Below are 14,926 nucleotides of genomic sequence, written 5' to 3'. Positions count from 1 at the left end.
TGGAACCCGGATCGGACCCCGGGACCGGAGCCGGAGGTGAGCCCGGGGCCGGACCCGGAATGGAACCCGGATCGGACCCCGGGACCGGAGCCGGAGGTGAGCCCGGGGCCGGACCCGGAATGGAACCCGGATCGGACCCCGGGACCGGAGCCGGAAGTGAGCCCGGGGCCGGACCCGGAATGGAACCCGGATCGGACCCCGGGACCGGATCCGGATCGGAACCCGGGACCGGACCCCGGAACGGACTCCTGGGCCGGACCCCCGGGGCCGGCCAGGAGGGACTACGCGCCCACGTACTCGCGCAGGTGGCGGGCCGTCAGGGTCTCGCTCTTCTCGACCAGCTCGGACGGCGTGCCCTCGAAGACGATCCGGCCGCCGTCGTGGCCCGCGCCCGGGCCGAGGTCGATCAGCCAGTCGGCGTGGGCCATGACCGCCTGGTGGTGCTCGATGACGACGACCGTGTTGCCCGCCTCGACCAGGCGGTCGAGGAGGGCGAGGAGCTGGTCGACGTCGGCCAGGTGGAGACCGGTCGTCGGCTCGTCGAGCACGTAGACCGCGCCCTTCTCCGCCATGTGGATCGCCAGCTTCAGACGCTGCCGCTCGCCGCCCGAGAGGGTGTTGAGGGGCTGGCCGAGGCGGAGGTAGCCGAGGCCGACGTCCTTCAGGCGGCCGAGGATCGTCCGCGCCTGCCCCTTGGCGGTGAAGAAGTCGTACGCCTCCTCGATCGACATCGACAGGACCTCGTGGATGTTCTTGCCGTCCAGGGTGTAGGCGAGCACCTCGGCGGTGAACCGCTTCCCCTCGCACTCCTCGCAGACCGACGCGACACCCGCCATCATCGCCAGGTCGGTGTAGACGAGCCCGAGTCCGTTGCACTTGGGGCAGGCGCCCTCCGAGTTGGCGCTGAAGAGCGCCGCCTTGACCCCGTTGGCCTTGGCGAAGGCGGTACGGATCGGGTTGAGGAGGCCCGTGTACGTCGCCGGGTTCGAGCGGCGCGAGCCCCGGATCGGGGACTGGTCGGCGACGACGACCCCCTCCCGGCCGGGCAGGTTGCCGTGGATCAGGGAGGACTTCCCGGAGCCGGCGACGCCCGTGACGACGGTCAGGACACCGGTCGGGATCTCGACGCTCACGTTCTGGAGGTTGTGCCGGGTCGCGCCCGTGATGGAGAGCGCGCCGGTCCGCGGACGCACCTCGGGGCGGAGCTTGGCCCGGTGGGAGAGGTGGGCGCCGGTCAGCGTCCCGGAGGCGCGCAGGCCCGGCACGTCACCGGAGTAGCAGATCTCGCCGCCGTTCGTGCCGGCGCGCGGGCCGAGGTCGACGACGTGGTCCGCGATCTCGATGACCTCCGGCTTGTGCTCGACGACCAGGACGGTGTTGCCCTTGTCGCGCAGCCGCAGGAGCAGGTCGTTCATGCGGCGGATGTCGTGCGGGTGGAGCCCGATGGTCGGCTCGTCGAAGACGTACGTCACGTCGGTGAGGGAGGAGCCGAGGTGGCGCACCATCTTCACGCGCTGCGCCTCGCCGCCGGAGAGCGTGCCGGAGGCGCGGTCCAGGCTGAGATAGCCGAGGCCGATCTCGACGAGGGATTCGAGCAGTTCGCGCAGGCCGGCGAGGAGCGGGGCGACGGACGGGTCCTCGATCCGGCGGACGAACTCGGCCAGGTCGCTGATCTGCATCGCCGAGCACTCGGCGATGTTGACCCCGTCGATACGGGAGGACAGCGCGGCCTCGGTGAGGCGGGTGCCCTCGCAGGCGGGGCAGGTGCGGAAGACGACGGCGCGGTCGACGAAGGCGCGGATGTGCGCCTGCATGGCTTCGCGGTCCTTGACGAGGACGGTCCGCTGCAGCTTCACCACGAGGCCCTCGTAGGTGAAGTTGTTGCTGCCGACCTTCACCTTGCAGGACGGCTTGTGGAGGAAGTCCTCCCACTCCTGCTCGGTGAAGTCGGCGAGCTTCTTGTCGGGGTCGTAGAACCCGGAGCCGGCCATGACCTGCCACATCCAGGAGTCGACGGCGTAGCCAGGGACGGTGATCGCGCCCTCGTTGAGGGACTTGGTGCGGTCGACGAGCTCGTCCACGTCGACGTCGGAGATCTCGCCGGCACCCTCGCAGCGCGGGCACATGCCCTCGGGCAGGTTGAAGCTGAAGGCGCCCGAGGTGCCGACGTGCGGGGTGCCGAGGCGGCTGAAGACGATACGGAGCATCGTGTACGCGTCGGTCGCCGTGCCCACCGTGGAGCGGGAGTTGGCGCCCATCCGCTCCTGGTCGACGACGATCGCGGCGCTGAGGTTGTGCAGTCCGTCCACGTCGGGGCGGCCGAGGGCCGGCATGAAGGACTGGAGGAAGGCGCTGTAGGTCTCGTTGATCAGGCGCTGCGACTCGGCGGCGATGGTGCCGAAGACGAGCGAGGACTTGCCGGAGCCGGACACGCCGGTGAAGACGGTGAGGCGGCGCTTGGGGAGGTCGACGTCGACGTTCCGCAGGTTGTTCTCGCGGGCTCCGCGGACCTGGATGACGTGGTGGTTGTCCGCGGCGGCGGGGGTGGTCATGGGATGCGCCCTCCGATGGTGGTCCCGTGTTCCGTACGTACCTCGACCACGTTACTCTATACAGCGTACAAAGTAATGGGAAACGCGTCTGACCTGCGAGAATGGGTGTCATGGCGAAGGAACGGAGCAGCGGTGCGGGGGATCCCGCGCGCACGCTCGAACTGCTGTGGCGGGATGCCGGGAGCGCCCCGGGGGGCGGTGGCGGCCGCCGCGGGCCGCGCCAGGGGCTGACGGTCGACGCCGTCGTGGAGGCGGCGGTGGCCCTCGCCGACGGGGGTGGCCTCGACGCGCTCTCGATGCGCGCGGTGGCGCAGCGGCTCGGCGTGACGCCGATGACGCTGTACACGTACGTCCCCGGCAAGGCCGAGCTGCTCGACCTGATGCTGGACCAGGTCTTCCTGGCGATGGAACGGGCCCCCTTCGCGCCGGAGGTGCCGTGGCGGGAGCGGGTGACGGCGGTCGCCGACGCGAACCGCGCGCTCTACCTCGGCCACCCCTGGCTGGCGGAGCTGCGCGTCCACCGGCCGCCGCTCGGGCCGGGGGTGATGGCGAAGTACGAGCACGAGCTGGGCGCCTTCGAGGGCCTCGGGCTGGACGACGTGGCGATGGACTCGGCGCTGACGCACCTGCTCGGCTTCGTCCAGTCCGCCGCCCGTACGGAGCTGGACGCGCGGGCGGTGGACCTGGAGAGCGCGATGTCCGACCACGAGTGGTGGGACGCCCACGCGCCGCTGCTTGAGCGGGTGTTCGACGCGGAACGCTTCCCGCTGGCGTCGCGGGTGGGGGAGGCGGCGGCGGTGGCGTACCAGGGCATGTACAGCCCGGAGTACGCCTACGGGTTCGGCCTGGCGCGGGTACTGGACGGCCTCGCGGCGCTGGTGACGACGGCTGGGGGGCCTACGGGTTCGTCGGGTTCCCCAGGTCGAGGAGGGCGTCGACCCCGGCCTTGAGCTGGTCGGCGGTCAGCTCCCGCTCGGCGGTGAGGTGGTTGACGAGGCTCGGGGTGAACGGCGCGAGCAGCATGTGGGCGAGGAGCGCGCTGTCGGTCCCGGGCCTGAGCCGGCCGAGCAGCAGGGTCACGTGGGTGTGCATGGCGAGGTACGCCCCGCTGGTGTAGGTCGCGCTGGGGGCGGCGGCCTGCGCGGCGAGCAGGAGTTCGCGCTGTTCGATGACCCGGTCGACGAGCGCGTCGAGGAAGGCGCGCAGCCGCTCGTCGGCGGGGGCGCCGGGCCCGAGGGGCGGCGGGCCGCCCATGTACGCCTCCTGGAACTGCACCTCCCGGTCGTCGAGGAGCGCCCACAGGAGCTGGGAGACGTCGCCGAAGCGGCGGTAGACGGTGCCGACGCCGATGCCGCTGGCGTGGGCGACCTGGTTCATGGTGACCCCGCCGGGTCCGGACTCGGCCACGATCCGGGCGGCGGCGTCCAGGATCTTCCGGCGGTTCCGCGCGGCGTCGGCGCGCTCGGGCGCGGCCCGGCCGACGGTGGGCAGCAGGGGGACGTCGGCCGCCGCCCTGGAGTCCTTCGCGCCGCTCATGCCCGTCCGTCCTTCCGCTCCGACCTGCCCCGACTCGCCGTGGCTCGCTACGACCCCCCTGGTCCGCCCCCGCTCACGAGCATAACGGAGCACTATCCGGTTACCGGATCGGTGCGCGGAGTCACGTGATCCGGCTCACATCCACCCGTGGATGTCACATCCGCCGGCTCGCCGGTGTCTAGAGGGTGAAGCGGCTTTCGAGGCTCACCGAGGCGCGCATCCGAGCGCGGCGAGGGACGACGAGGGAGAGATCATGGCTGGGAACACGGCGGTGGTTGTGATCGGTGGCGGGTACGCCGGAGTCATGGCGGCGAACCGGCTCACCAAGCGCGAGGGCGTGGACGTGACGCTGGTCAACCCGAGGCCGTCGTTCGTCGACCGGATCCGGCTGCACCAGTTCGTGAACGGCTCGCACGACGGCGTCACGGAGTACGGCAGGCTGCTCGCCTCCGGGGTCCGGCTGGTCGTGGACACCGTCGCGGAGATCGACGCGGCCGGGCGGAGCCTGGCGCTCGCGTCCGGTGACACGCTCACCTACGACTACCTGATCTACGCGGTGGGCAGCATGAGCGCCGAGGTGCGGGTGCCGGGCGGCGCGGAGTTCGCCTACCCGCTCGGCGGGTGGGAGCAGGCCCGGCGCCTGCGGGACGCGGTCGAAGCCGCGCCCGCCGCGGCCCCGCTCACCGTCGTGGGCAGCGGGACGACCGGCCTGGAGACGGCCGCCGAGCTCGCGGAGGCGGGCCGGAAGGTGACCCTGGTCTGCGGCGAGCTCCTCGCCCCGTCCCTGCACCCGAGCGCGCGGCGCTCGGTCGCCAAGCGGCTGGCCCGGCTCGGTGTGACGGTCGTCGAGGGCCCCGGCGCGAGGGTGGCGGAGGTGACCAGGGACGCGGTGGTTCTCGCCGACGGGCGCGAGCTGGCGAGCGCGGTGACCGTGTGGACCGCCGGGTTCACCGTGCCGGACCTGGCCGTGCGCAGCGGCCTGAGCACCGACGCCGTGGGCCGGTTGCTCACGGACGAGACCCTCACCAGCGTGGACGACGAGCGGGTCGTGGCGGCGGGCGACGCGGCGGCGCCGTCGGGGCTGCCGTACCGGATGAGCTGCCAGGCGGCCGTCCAGCTCGGCCCGCAGGCCGCCGAGACGGTCCTCAGCCGGATCGCGGACGAGCGGCCCGCGCGGGTCGAGGTGGGCTTCGCGGCCCAGTGCCTGAGCCTGGGCCGACGTGCGGGGCTCCTTCAGCTCGCCGAGAAGGACGACACCGTCAAGAAGCAGTACGTGGCCGGTCGGGCGGGCGCGCTCGTCAAGGAGATGATCTGCCGTGGGATTCCGTGGCAGCTGCGGTACGAGGCGCGGAAGCCGGGCGTGCGCACGTGGTGGTCCAAGGACGCCGGCCGCGAGGCGCTGGTGGCGACGGGCGGACGCCCGGCCACCCGGCGCGCCGAAGCACCCGCGGTCGCCGAACAGGTGGCGTGACGTGGGGCGGGGGAGCGGGAGTCGGCCGGTGTGCGGGCGGGAAGGGACAGTGCTGTGACTGATCCGACGACCGAGGCGGGATTCGAGGCGGGATTCGAGGCGGCGACCGCCCCGGGGACCGATCCGGGAACCGAGGCGGCGACCGACCCGGGGATCGAGGCTCCCGCGACCGAGGTTCCCGGGACGGACGCCCCTGGGACGGAGGCTCCCGGGACGGACGCCCCCGCAACCGACGCTCCCGTGACCGACGCCCCCGGGGCCGACCCCGCGACCGAGAGCTTCGTCGCGCATCGCAACCTGCTCTTCACCGTGGCGTACGAGATGCTCGGCTCGGCGGCCGACGCGGAGGACGTCCTCCAGGAGACCTGGATGCGGTGGGTCCAGGTCGATCTGACGGAAGTGCGTGAGCACCGCGCGTACCTGGTCAGGATCACCACCCGCCAGGCCCTCAACCGGCTGCGCGCCCTGTCGCGCCGGAAGGAGGCGTACGTCGGCCCCTGGCTGCCCGAGCCGCTGCTCACCGCGCCCGACGTGGCCCAGGACGCCGAACTCGCCGAGAGCGTGTCGATGGCGCTGATGCTCGTCCTGGAGACGCTGTCGCCGACCGAGCGCGCGGTCTTCGTGCTGCGGGAGGTGTTCGACCTCGGCTACGACGAGATCGCGGCCGCCGTCGACAAGACCCCGGCCGCGGTGCGCCAGATCGCGCACCGCGCGCGCCGGCACGTGGACGCGCGCCGTCCGCGCGCGGTGGTGTCCGCGAGCGAGACCCGGGCGGCCCTGGAGTCCTTCCAGCACGCGCTCGCCACCGGGGACATCCAGGGCCTGCTGGACGTCCTCGCCCCGGAGGTCGTCCTGCTGAGCGACGGCGGCGGCATCAAGCAGGCGGCGCGCCGGCCGGTCCTCGGCTCCGACAAGGTGGCCCGGTACATCCTGGGCGGCGCGGGGAAGCACCCGGGCGCGGTCGCCACCGGCCTGACCGTGGTCAACGGCAACCCGGCGCTGGCCATGTACCTGGACGGGGAGATGGACGGCGTCATGGCGGTCCGCCTGGAGGACTCCCGGATCACGGGCCTGTACTACGTCCGCAACCCGGAGAAGCTGACCCGCGTCGGGTCCGAGACGGCGCTCACGTTGCGGTGAGGGGCGCGCCGGGACCGCCGCCCGGGCGATGGCGGCTCCCCTTGCGAAGTGGATGAGTATCCGTTTAACCTCGGGGAAGGTTGAAACGGAACTGAATCCGCTTAAGGGGAGCTCGTCATGTCCGTGAACGTCGCCGTCATCTACTACTCCTCGACCGGGAGCGTGCACCAGCTCGCCCAGGCCGTCGCCGAAGGCGCCGAGAAGGCCGGTGCGCAGGTGCGGCTGCGGCGCGTGACCGAACTCGCTCCGGACGCCGCGATCGACGGCAACCCCGCCTGGCGCGCCCATGTGGACGCCGCCGCGGGCGTCGACGTCGCCACGCTGGACGACCTGGAGTGGGCCGACGCGTACGCGCTCGGCTCGCCGACCCGGTACGGCAACATCGCCGCCCAGCTGAAGCAGTTCATCGACACGACGGGCGGCCTGTGGCAGCGCGGCGTCTTCGCGGACAAGCCGGCCACGGCCTTCACCAGCGCCCACAACGTGCACGGCGGCAACGAGTCCACCCTGCTCGCCCTCTACAACACCTTCCACCACTGGGGCTCGGTCATCGTCTCCCCCGGCTACACCGACGGTGCCGTCTACGCGGCCGGCGGCAACCCCTACGGCACCTCGCACGCCGGCGGCAACGGCGCCCCGGAGGAGAACGTCCTCGAAGCCGCCCGCTACCAGGGCCGCCGCCTCACACACATCGCGAAGCGCCTGAAGGGCCTCGCGACGGACTGACCGTACGGACCTCACGCGCGCGTGCCCCCGGGGAAGGATCCTTCCCCGGGGGCACGCGCGCGTGAGGTCCGTACGGTCAGTCCGTCGCGAGGCCCTTCAGGCGCTTCGCGATGTGTGTGAGGCGGCGGCCCTGGTAGCGGGCGGCTTCGAGGACGTTCTCCTCCGGGGCGCCGTTGCCGCCGGCGTGCGAGGTGCCGTAGGGGTTGCCGCCGGCCGCGTAGACGGCACCGTCGGTGTAGCCGGGGGAGACGATGACCGAGCCCCAGTGGTGGAAGGTGTTGTAGAGGGCGAGCAGGGTGGACTCGTTGCCGCCGTGCACGTTGTGGGCGCTGGTGAAGGCCGTGGCCGGCTTGTCCGCGAAGACGCCGCGCTGCCACAGGCCGCCCGTCGTGTCGATGAACTGCTTCAGCTGGGCGGCGATGTTGCCGTACCGGGTCGGCGAGCCGAGCGCGTACGCGTCGGCCCACTCCAGGTCGTCCAGCGTGGCGACGTCGACGCCCGCGGCGGCGTCCACATGGGCGCGCCAGGCGGGGTTGCCGTCGATCGCGGCGTCCGGAGCGAGTTCGGTCACGCGCCGCAGCCGCACCTGCGCACCGGCCTTCTCGGCGCCTTCGGCGACGGCCTGGGCGAGCTGGTGCACGCTCCCGGTCGAGGAGTAGTAGATGACGGCGACGTTCACGGACATGACGAGCTCCCCTTAAGCGGATTCAGTTCCGTTTCAACCTTCCCCGAGGTTAAACGGATACTCATCCACTTCGCAAGGGGAGCCGCCATCGCCCGGGCGGCGGTCCCGGCGCGCCCCTCACCGCAACGTGAGCGCCGTCTCGGACCCGACGCGGGTCAGCTTCTCCGGGTTGCGGACGTAGTACAGGCCCGTGATCCGGGAGTCCTCCAGGCGGACCGCCATGACGCCGTCCATCTCCCCGTCCAGGTACATGGCCAGCGCCGGGTTGCCGTTGACCACGGTCAGGCCGGTGGCGACCGCGCCCGGGTGCTTCCCCGCGCCGCCCAGGATGTACCGGGCCACCTTGTCGGAGCCGAGGACCGGCCGGCGCGCCGCCTGCTTGATGCCGCCGCCGTCGCTCAGCAGGACGACCTCCGGGGCGAGGACGTCCAGCAGGCCCTGGATGTCCCCGGTGGCGAGCGCGTGCTGGAAGGACTCCAGGGCCGCCCGGGTCTCGCTCGCGGACACCACCGCGCGCGGACGGCGCGCGTCCACGTGCCGGCGCGCGCGGTGCGCGATCTGGCGCACCGCGGCCGGGGTCTTGTCGACGGCGGCCGCGATCTCGTCGTAGCCGAGGTCGAACACCTCCCGCAGCACGAAGACCGCGCGCTCGGTCGGCGACAGCGTCTCCAGGACGAGCATCAGCGCCATCGACACGCTCTCGGCGAGTTCGGCGTCCTGGGCCACGTCGGGCGCGGTGAGCAGCGGCTCGGGCAGCCAGGGGCCGACGTACGCCTCCTTCCGGCGCGACAGGGCGCGCAGCCGGTTGAGGGCCTGGCGGGTGGTGATCCTGACCAGGTACGCGCGGTGCTCACGCACTTCCGTCAGATCGACCTGGACCCACCGCATCCAGGTCTCCTGGAGGACGTCCTCCGCGTCGGCCGCCGAGCCGAGCATCTCGTACGCCACGGTGAAGAGCAGGTTGCGATGCGCGACGAAGCTCTCGGTCGCGGGGTCGGCCCCGGGGGCGTCGGTCACGGGAGCGTCGGTTGCGGGGGCGTCCGTCCCGGGAGCCTCCGTCCCAGGGGCGTCCGTCCCGGGAACCTCGGTCGCGGGAGCCTCGATCCCCGGGTCGGTCGCCGCCTCGGTTCCCGGATCGGTCCCCGGGGCGGTCGCCGCCTCGAATCCCGCCTCGAATCCCGCCTCGGTCGTCGGATCAGTCACAGCACTGTCCCTTCCCGCCCGCACACCGGCCGACTCCCGCTCCCCCGCCCCACGTCACGCCACCTGTTCGGCGACCGCGGGTGCTTCGGCGCGCCGGGTGGCCGGGCGTCCGCCCGTCGCCACCAGCGCCTCGCGGCCGGCGTCCTTGGACCACCACGTGCGCACGCCCGGCTTCCGCGCCTCGTACCGCAGCTGCCACGGAATCCCACGGCAGATCATCTCCTTGACGAGCGCGCCCGCCCGACCGGCCACGTACTGCTTCTTGACGGTGTCGTCCTTCTCGGCGAGCTGAAGGAGCCCCGCACGTCGGCCCAGGCTCAGGCACTGGGCCGCGAAGCCCACCTCGACCCGCGCGGGCCGCTCGTCCGCGATCCGGCTGAGGACCGTCTCGGCGGCCTGCGGGCCGAGCTGGACGGCCGCCTGGCAGCTCATCCGGTACGGCAGCCCCGACGGCGCCGCCGCGTCGCCCGCCGCCACGACCCGCTCGTCGTCCACGCTGGTGAGGGTCTCGTCCGTGAGCAACCGGCCCACGGCGTCGGTGCTCAGGCCGCTGCGCACGGCCAGGTCCGGCACGGTGAACCCGGCGGTCCACACGGTCACCGCGCTCGCCAGCTCGCGCCCGTCGGCGAGAACCACCGCGTCCCTGGTCACCTCCGCCACCCTCGCGCCGGGGCCCTCGACGACCGTCACACCGAGCCGGGCCAGCCGCTTGGCGACCGAGCGCCGCGCGCTCGGGTGCAGGGACGGGGCGAGGAGCTCGCCGCAGACCAGGGTCACCTTCCGGCCCGCCTCCGCGAGCTCGGCGGCCGTCTCCAGGCCGGTCGTCCCGCTGCCCACGACGGTGAGCGGGGCCGCGGCGGGCGCGGCTTCGACCGCGTCCCGCAGGCGCCGGGCCTGCTCCCACCCGCCGAGCGGGTAGGCGAACTCCGCGCCGCCCGGCACCCGCACCTCGGCGCTCATGCTGCCCACCGCGTAGATCAGGTAGTCGTAGGTGAGCGTGTCACCGGACGCGAGCGCCAGGCTCCGCCCGGCCGCGTCGATCTCCGCGACGGTGTCCACGACCAGCCGGACCCCGGAGGCGAGCAGCCTGCCGTACTCCGTGACGCCGTCGTGCGAGCCGTTCACGAACTGGTGCAGCCGGATCCGGTCGACGAACGACGGCCTCGGGTTGACCAGCGTCACGTCCACGCCCTCGCGCTTGGTGAGCCGGTTCGCCGCCATGACTCCGGCGTACCCGCCACCGATCACAACCACCGCCGTGTTCCCAGCCATGATCTCTCCCTCGTCGTCCCTCGCCGCGCTCGGATGCGCGCCTCGGTGAGCCTCGAAAGCCGCTTCACCCTCTAGACACCGGCGAGCCGGCGGATGTGACATCCACGGGTGGATGTGAGCCGGATCACGTGACTCCGCGCACCGATCCGGTAACCGGATAGTGCTCCGTTATGCTCGTGAGCGGGGGCGGACCAGGGGGGTCGTAGCGAGCCACGGCGAGTCGGGGCAGGTCGGAGCGGAAGGACGGACGGGCATGAGCGGCGCGAAGGACTCCAGGGCGGCGGCCGACGTCCCCCTGCTGCCCACCGTCGGCCGGGCCGCGCCCGAGCGCGCCGACGCCGCGCGGAACCGCCGGAAGATCCTGGACGCCGCCGCCCGGATCGTGGCCGAGTCCGGACCCGGCGGGGTCACCATGAACCAGGTCGCCCACGCCAGCGGCATCGGCGTCGGCACCGTCTACCGCCGCTTCGGCGACGTCTCCCAGCTCCTGTGGGCGCTCCTCGACGACCGGGAGGTGCAGTTCCAGGAGGCGTACATGGGCGGCCCGCCGCCCCTCGGGCCCGGCGCCCCCGCCGACGAGCGGCTGCGCGCCTTCCTCGACGCGCTCGTCGACCGGGTCATCGAACAGCGCGAACTCCTGCTCGCCGCGCAGGCCGCCGCCCCCAGCGCGACCTACACCAGCGGGGCGTACCTCGCCATGCACACCCACGTGACCCTGCTGCTCGGCCGGCTCAGGCCCGGGACCGACAGCGCGCTCCTCGCCCACATGCTGCTCGCGCCGTTCACCCCGAGCCTCGTCAACCACCTCACCGCCGAGCGGGAGCTGACCGCCGACCAGCTCAAGGCCGGGGTCGACGCCCTCCTCGACCTGGGGAACCCGACGAACCCGTAGGCCCCCCAGCCGTCGTCACCAGCGCCGCGAGGCCGTCCAGTACCCGCGCCAGGCCGAACCCGTAGGCGTACTCCGGGCTGTACATGCCCTGGTACGCCACCGCCGCCGCCTCCCCCACCCGCGACGCCAGCGGGAAGCGTTCCGCGTCGAACACCCGCTCAAGCAGCGGCGCGTGGGCGTCCCACCACTCGTGGTCGGACATCGCGCTCTCCAGGTCCACCGCCCGCGCGTCCAGCTCCGTACGGGCGGCGGACTGGACGAAGCCGAGCAGGTGCGTCAGCGCCGAGTCCATCGCCACGTCGTCCAGCCCGAGGCCCTCGAAGGCGCCCAGCTCGTGCTCGTACTTCGCCATCACCCCCGGCCCGAGCGGCGGCCGGTGGACGCGCAGCTCCGCCAGCCAGGGGTGGCCGAGGTAGAGCGCGCGGTTCGCGTCGGCGACCGCCGTCACCCGCTCCCGCCACGGCACCTCCGGCGCGAAGGGGGCCCGTTCCATCGCCAGGAAGACCTGGTCCAGCATCAGGTCGAGCAGCTCGGCCTTGCCGGGGACGTACGTGTACAGCGTCATCGGCGTCACGCCGAGCCGCTGCGCCACCGCGCGCATCGAGAGCGCGTCGAGGCCACCCCCGTCGGCGAGGGCCACCGCCGCCTCCACGACGGCGTCGACCGTCAGCCCCTGGCGCGGCCCGCGGCGGCCGCCACCGCCCCCCGGGGCGCTCCCGGCATCCCGCCACAGCAGTTCGAGCGTGCGCGCGGGATCCCCCGCACCGCTGCTCCGTTCCTTCGCCATGACACCCATTCTCGCAGGTCAGACGCGTTTCCCATTACTTTGTACGCTGTATAGAGTAACGTGGTCGAGGTACGTACGGAACACGGGACCACCATCGGAGGGCGCATCCCATGACCACCCCCGCCGCCGCGGACAACCACCACGTCATCCAGGTCCGCGGAGCCCGCGAGAACAACCTGCGGAACGTCGACGTCGACCTCCCCAAGCGCCGCCTCACCGTCTTCACCGGCGTGTCCGGCTCCGGCAAGTCCTCGCTCGTCTTCGGCACCATCGCCGCCGAGTCGCAGCGCCTGATCAACGAGACCTACAGCGCCTTCCTCCAGTCCTTCATGCCGGCCCTCGGCCGCCCCGACGTGGACGGACTGCACAACCTCAGCGCCGCGATCGTCGTCGACCAGGAGCGGATGGGCGCCAACTCCCGCTCCACGGTGGGCACGGCGACCGACGCGTACACGATGCTCCGTATCGTCTTCAGCCGCCTCGGCACCCCGCACGTCGGCACCTCGGGCGCCTTCAGCTTCAACCTGCCCGAGGGCATGTGCCCGCGCTGCGAGGGTGCCGGCGAGATCTCCGACGTCGACGTGGACGAGCTCGTCGACCGCACCAAGTCCCTCAACGAGGGCGCGATCACCGTCCCTGGCTACGCCGTCGACTCCTGGATGTGGCAGGTCATGGCCGGCTCCGGGTTCTACGACCCCGACAAGAAGCTCGCCGACTTCACCGAGCAGGAGTGGGAGGACTTCCTCCACAAGCCGTCCTGCAAGGTGAAGGTCGGCAGCAACAACTTCACCTACGAGGGCCTCGTGGTGAAGCTGCAGCGGACCGTCCTCGTCAAGGACCGCGAAGCCATGCAGGCGCACATCCGCGCCTTCGTCGACCGCGCCGTCGTCTTCCGCACCTGCCCCGCCTGCGAGGGCACCCGCCTCACCGAGGCCGCGCTGTCCTCCCGTATCGACGGGGTCAACATCGCCGAGTGCTCGGCGATGCAGATCAGCGACCTGGCCGAGTTCGTCCGCCGGATCGAGGACCCGTCCGTCGCCCCGCTCCTCGCCGGCCTGCGCGAACTGCTCGAATCCCTCGTCGAGATCGGCCTCGGCTATCTCAGCCTGGACCGCGCCTCCGGCACGCTCTCCGGCGGCGAGGCGCAGCGCGTGAAGATGGTGCGCCACCTCGGCTCCTCCCTCACCGACGTGACGTACGTCTTCGACGAGCCGACCATCGGGCTCCACCCGCACGACATCCGCCGCATGAACGACCTGCTCCTGCGGCTGCGCGACAAGGGCAACACCGTCCTGGTCGTCGAGCACAAGCCGGAGGTCATCGAGATCGCGGACCACGTCGTCGACCTCGGCCCGCGCGCCGGCACGAACGGCGGCGAGATCTGCTACTCCGGTGACGTGCCGGGCCTGCGCGCCTCCGGGACGCTGACCGGCGCCCACCTCTCCCACCGGGCCAAGCTCCGCCCCGAGGTGCGTCCGCGGACCGGCGCGCTCTCCATCACGGGCGCGACCCGGCACAACCTCCAGAACGTGAGCGTCGAGATCCCGACCGGTGTCCTGACCGTCGTCACGGGCGTCGCCGGCTCCGGGAAGTCCTCCCTGATCCACGGCAACCTGCCCGGCCGGGAGGGGGTCGTCGTCGCCGACCAGTCCCCGATCCGGGGCTCGCGCCGCTCGAACCCGGCGACGTACACGGGCCTCCTCAACCCGATCCGTACCGCCTTCGCCAAGGCCAACGGGGTCAAGGCGGCGCTCTTCAGCGCCAACTCGGAGGGCGCCTGCCCCAAGTGCAACGGACTCGGGCTCGTCTACACCGACCTGGCGATGATGGCGGGTGTCGCGTCGGTCTGCGAGGAGTGCGAGGGGAAGCGGTTCACCGCCGAGGTGCTCGCCTACACCCTGGACGGCAAGAACATCCACGAGGTCCTGTCGATGTCGATCGAGGAGGCGTACGACTTCTTCACCGCCAAGGGGCAGGCGCGGACGATCCTCGGCCGCCTGAAGGACGTCGGCCTCGGCTACCTCCGCCTCGGCCAGCCCCTCAACACCCTCTCGGGCGGCGAGCGGCAGCGTCTGAAGCTGGCGATCCACATGGCGGAGAAGGGCGCGGTCTACGTGCTCGACGAGCCGACGACCGGTCTCCACCTGGCCGACGTCGACCAGCTCCTCGCCCTCCTCGACCGCCTGGTCGAGGCGGGCAACACGGTCGTCGTCATCGAGCACCACCAGGCGGTCATGGCCCACGCCGACTGGCTGATCGACCTCGGCCCGGGCGCGGGCCACGACGGCGGCCGGATCGTCTTCGAGGGCACGCCGTCCGAGCTGGTCGAGAAGAGCGAGACCCTGACGGCCCGCCACCTGCGCGAGTACGTGGGCGCGTAGTCCCTCCTGGCCGGCCCCGGGGGTCCGGCCCAGGAGTCCGTTCCGGGGTCCGGTCCCGGGTTCCGATCCGGATCCGGTCCCGGGGTCCGATCCGGGTTCCATTCCGGGTCCGGCCCCGGGCTCACTTCCGGCTCCGGTCCCGGGGTCCGATCCGGGTTCCATTCCGGGTCCGGCCCCGGGCTCACCTCCGGCTCCGGTCCCGGGGTCCGATCCGGGTTCCATTCCGGGTCCGGCCCCGGGCTCACCTCCGGCTCCGGTCCCGGGGTCCGATCCGGGTTCCA

The 14,926-nt window shown here is 72.5% G+C and carries 12 protein-coding genes; 6 read left to right on the top strand and 6 right to left on the bottom strand.

All coding sequences use genetic code 11. From position 1 onward, the window contains the following. Nucleotides 1-281: 281 nt before the first annotated feature. Nucleotides 282-2,552 (bottom strand): excinuclease ABC subunit UvrA, encoded by a 2,271-nt coding sequence (locus tag AB0E14_RS37105; protein WP_362429034.1) that lies wholly within the window; start codon nt 2,550-2,552, stop codon nt 282-284. 110 nt (nt 2,553-2,662) lie between these two features. Between AB0E14_RS37105 and AB0E14_RS37100 the strand changes: the two genes are divergently transcribed. Continuing rightward, nucleotides 2,663-3,502, top strand: a complete 840-nt coding sequence (locus AB0E14_RS37100) for a TetR/AcrR family transcriptional regulator (RefSeq protein WP_362429037.1) — start codon at nt 2,663-2,665, stop codon at nt 3,500-3,502. Here AB0E14_RS37100 and AB0E14_RS37095 read toward each other — a convergent pair. After that, on the bottom strand, nt 3,450-4,088 hold the full coding sequence (locus tag AB0E14_RS37095) for a TetR/AcrR family transcriptional regulator (protein ID WP_362429040.1): 639 nt from the start codon (nt 4,086-4,088) through the stop codon (nt 3,450-3,452). The genes AB0E14_RS37100 and AB0E14_RS37095 overlap by 53 nt on opposite strands. Nucleotides 4,089-4,341: 253 nt before the next feature. Here AB0E14_RS37095 and AB0E14_RS37090 point away from each other — a divergent pair, with 253 nt between their 5' ends. The 3 genes from AB0E14_RS37090 to wrbA (AB0E14_RS37080) all read left to right on the top strand — a co-directional run bounded on the left by AB0E14_RS37090 (nt 4,342) and on the right by wrbA (AB0E14_RS37080) (nt 7,425). After that, the gene (locus AB0E14_RS37090) at nt 4,342-5,559 is read left to right on the top strand and encodes an FAD-dependent oxidoreductase (protein WP_362429043.1); all 1,218 of its coding nucleotides are present in this window, start codon (nt 4,342-4,344) and stop codon (nt 5,557-5,559) included. Nucleotides 5,560-5,799: 240 nt separating this feature from the next. Beyond that, on the top strand, nt 5,800-6,699 hold the full coding sequence (locus AB0E14_RS37085) for an RNA polymerase sigma-70 factor (RefSeq protein WP_362429050.1): 900 nt from the start codon (nt 5,800-5,802) through the stop codon (nt 6,697-6,699). A 117-nt stretch (nt 6,700-6,816) separates the two neighbouring features. Then, nucleotides 6,817-7,425 (top strand): NAD(P)H:quinone oxidoreductase, encoded by a 609-nt coding sequence (gene wrbA / locus AB0E14_RS37080; protein WP_362429046.1) that lies wholly within the window; start codon nt 6,817-6,819, stop codon nt 7,423-7,425. A 76-nt stretch (nt 7,426-7,501) separates the two neighbouring features. Here wrbA (AB0E14_RS37080) and wrbA (AB0E14_RS37075) read toward each other — a convergent pair whose 3' ends face one another. From wrbA (AB0E14_RS37075) to AB0E14_RS37065, 3 genes are all read right to left on the bottom strand, one after another. Continuing rightward, nucleotides 7,502-8,110, bottom strand: a complete 609-nt coding sequence (gene wrbA, locus AB0E14_RS37075; RefSeq protein ID WP_362429046.1) for an NAD(P)H:quinone oxidoreductase — start codon at nt 8,108-8,110, stop codon at nt 7,502-7,504. Nucleotides 8,111-8,227: 117 nt separating this feature from the next. Then, nucleotides 8,228-9,127: an RNA polymerase sigma-70 factor gene (locus AB0E14_RS37070; protein ID WP_362429050.1), complete on the bottom strand. Its 900-nt coding sequence runs from the start codon at nt 9,125-9,127 to the stop codon at nt 8,228-8,230. A 240-nt stretch (nt 9,128-9,367) separates the two neighbouring features. After that, nucleotides 9,368-10,585 (bottom strand): FAD-dependent oxidoreductase, encoded by a 1,218-nt coding sequence (locus AB0E14_RS37065; protein ID WP_362429043.1) that lies wholly within the window; start codon nt 10,583-10,585, stop codon nt 9,368-9,370. A gap of 253 nt (nt 10,586-10,838) precedes the next feature. Here AB0E14_RS37065 and AB0E14_RS37060 point away from each other — a divergent pair, with 253 nt between their 5' ends. Continuing rightward, nucleotides 10,839-11,477 carry a TetR/AcrR family transcriptional regulator gene (locus AB0E14_RS37060; protein WP_362429040.1) on the top strand — a complete coding sequence of 213 codons (639 nt, stop codon included), beginning with the start codon at nt 10,839-10,841 and terminating at the stop codon, nt 11,475-11,477. Here AB0E14_RS37060 and AB0E14_RS37055 read toward each other — a convergent pair. Continuing rightward, complete coding sequence (locus tag AB0E14_RS37055; RefSeq protein WP_362429037.1) at nt 11,425-12,264, bottom strand: TetR/AcrR family transcriptional regulator; 840 nt, start codon at nt 12,262-12,264, stop codon at nt 11,425-11,427. The two genes, AB0E14_RS37060 and AB0E14_RS37055, sit on opposite strands and share 53 nt — an antisense overlap. A 110-nt stretch (nt 12,265-12,374) precedes the next feature. On the opposite strand from AB0E14_RS37055, the gene AB0E14_RS37050 reads away from it, so the two are divergent. After that, a complete protein-coding gene (locus tag AB0E14_RS37050; protein WP_362429034.1) occupies nt 12,375-14,645 on the top strand; it encodes an excinuclease ABC subunit UvrA in 2,271 nt (756 codons plus the stop codon). Nucleotides 14,646-14,926: the final 281 nt, after the last annotated feature.

Origin of the sequence: Streptomyces sp. NPDC047981 (assembly GCF_040653315.1) — a bacterium.
GTDB lineage: Bacteria > Actinomycetota > Actinomycetes > Streptomycetales > Streptomycetaceae > Streptomyces.
The sequence above is the reverse complement of the archived record's forward strand: the minus strand, read 5'-3'. Positions and strand labels throughout refer to the sequence as shown.

Excerpts from the sequence above, each read along its gene's own strand:
- AB0E14_RS37105 (WP_362429034.1), bottom strand. The coding sequence starts at position 2,552 with ATGACCACCCCCGCCGCCGCGGACAACCACCACGTCATCCAGGTCCGC.
- AB0E14_RS37100 (WP_362429037.1), top strand. The coding sequence starts at position 2,663 with ATGGCGAAGGAACGGAGCAGCGGTGCGGGGGATCCCGCGCGCACGCTC.
- AB0E14_RS37095 (WP_362429040.1), bottom strand. The coding sequence starts at position 4,088 with ATGAGCGGCGCGAAGGACTCCAGGGCGGCGGCCGACGTCCCCCTGCTG.
- AB0E14_RS37090 (WP_362429043.1), top strand. The coding sequence starts at position 4,342 with ATGGCTGGGAACACGGCGGTGGTTGTGATCGGTGGCGGGTACGCCGGA.
- wrbA (WP_362429046.1), top strand. The coding sequence starts at position 6,817 with ATGTCCGTGAACGTCGCCGTCATCTACTACTCCTCGACCGGGAGCGTG.
- wrbA (WP_362429046.1), bottom strand. The coding sequence starts at position 8,110 with ATGTCCGTGAACGTCGCCGTCATCTACTACTCCTCGACCGGGAGCGTG.
- AB0E14_RS37065 (WP_362429043.1), bottom strand. The coding sequence starts at position 10,585 with ATGGCTGGGAACACGGCGGTGGTTGTGATCGGTGGCGGGTACGCCGGA.
- AB0E14_RS37060 (WP_362429040.1), top strand. The coding sequence starts at position 10,839 with ATGAGCGGCGCGAAGGACTCCAGGGCGGCGGCCGACGTCCCCCTGCTG.
- AB0E14_RS37055 (WP_362429037.1), bottom strand. The coding sequence starts at position 12,264 with ATGGCGAAGGAACGGAGCAGCGGTGCGGGGGATCCCGCGCGCACGCTC.
- AB0E14_RS37050 (WP_362429034.1), top strand. The coding sequence starts at position 12,375 with ATGACCACCCCCGCCGCCGCGGACAACCACCACGTCATCCAGGTCCGC.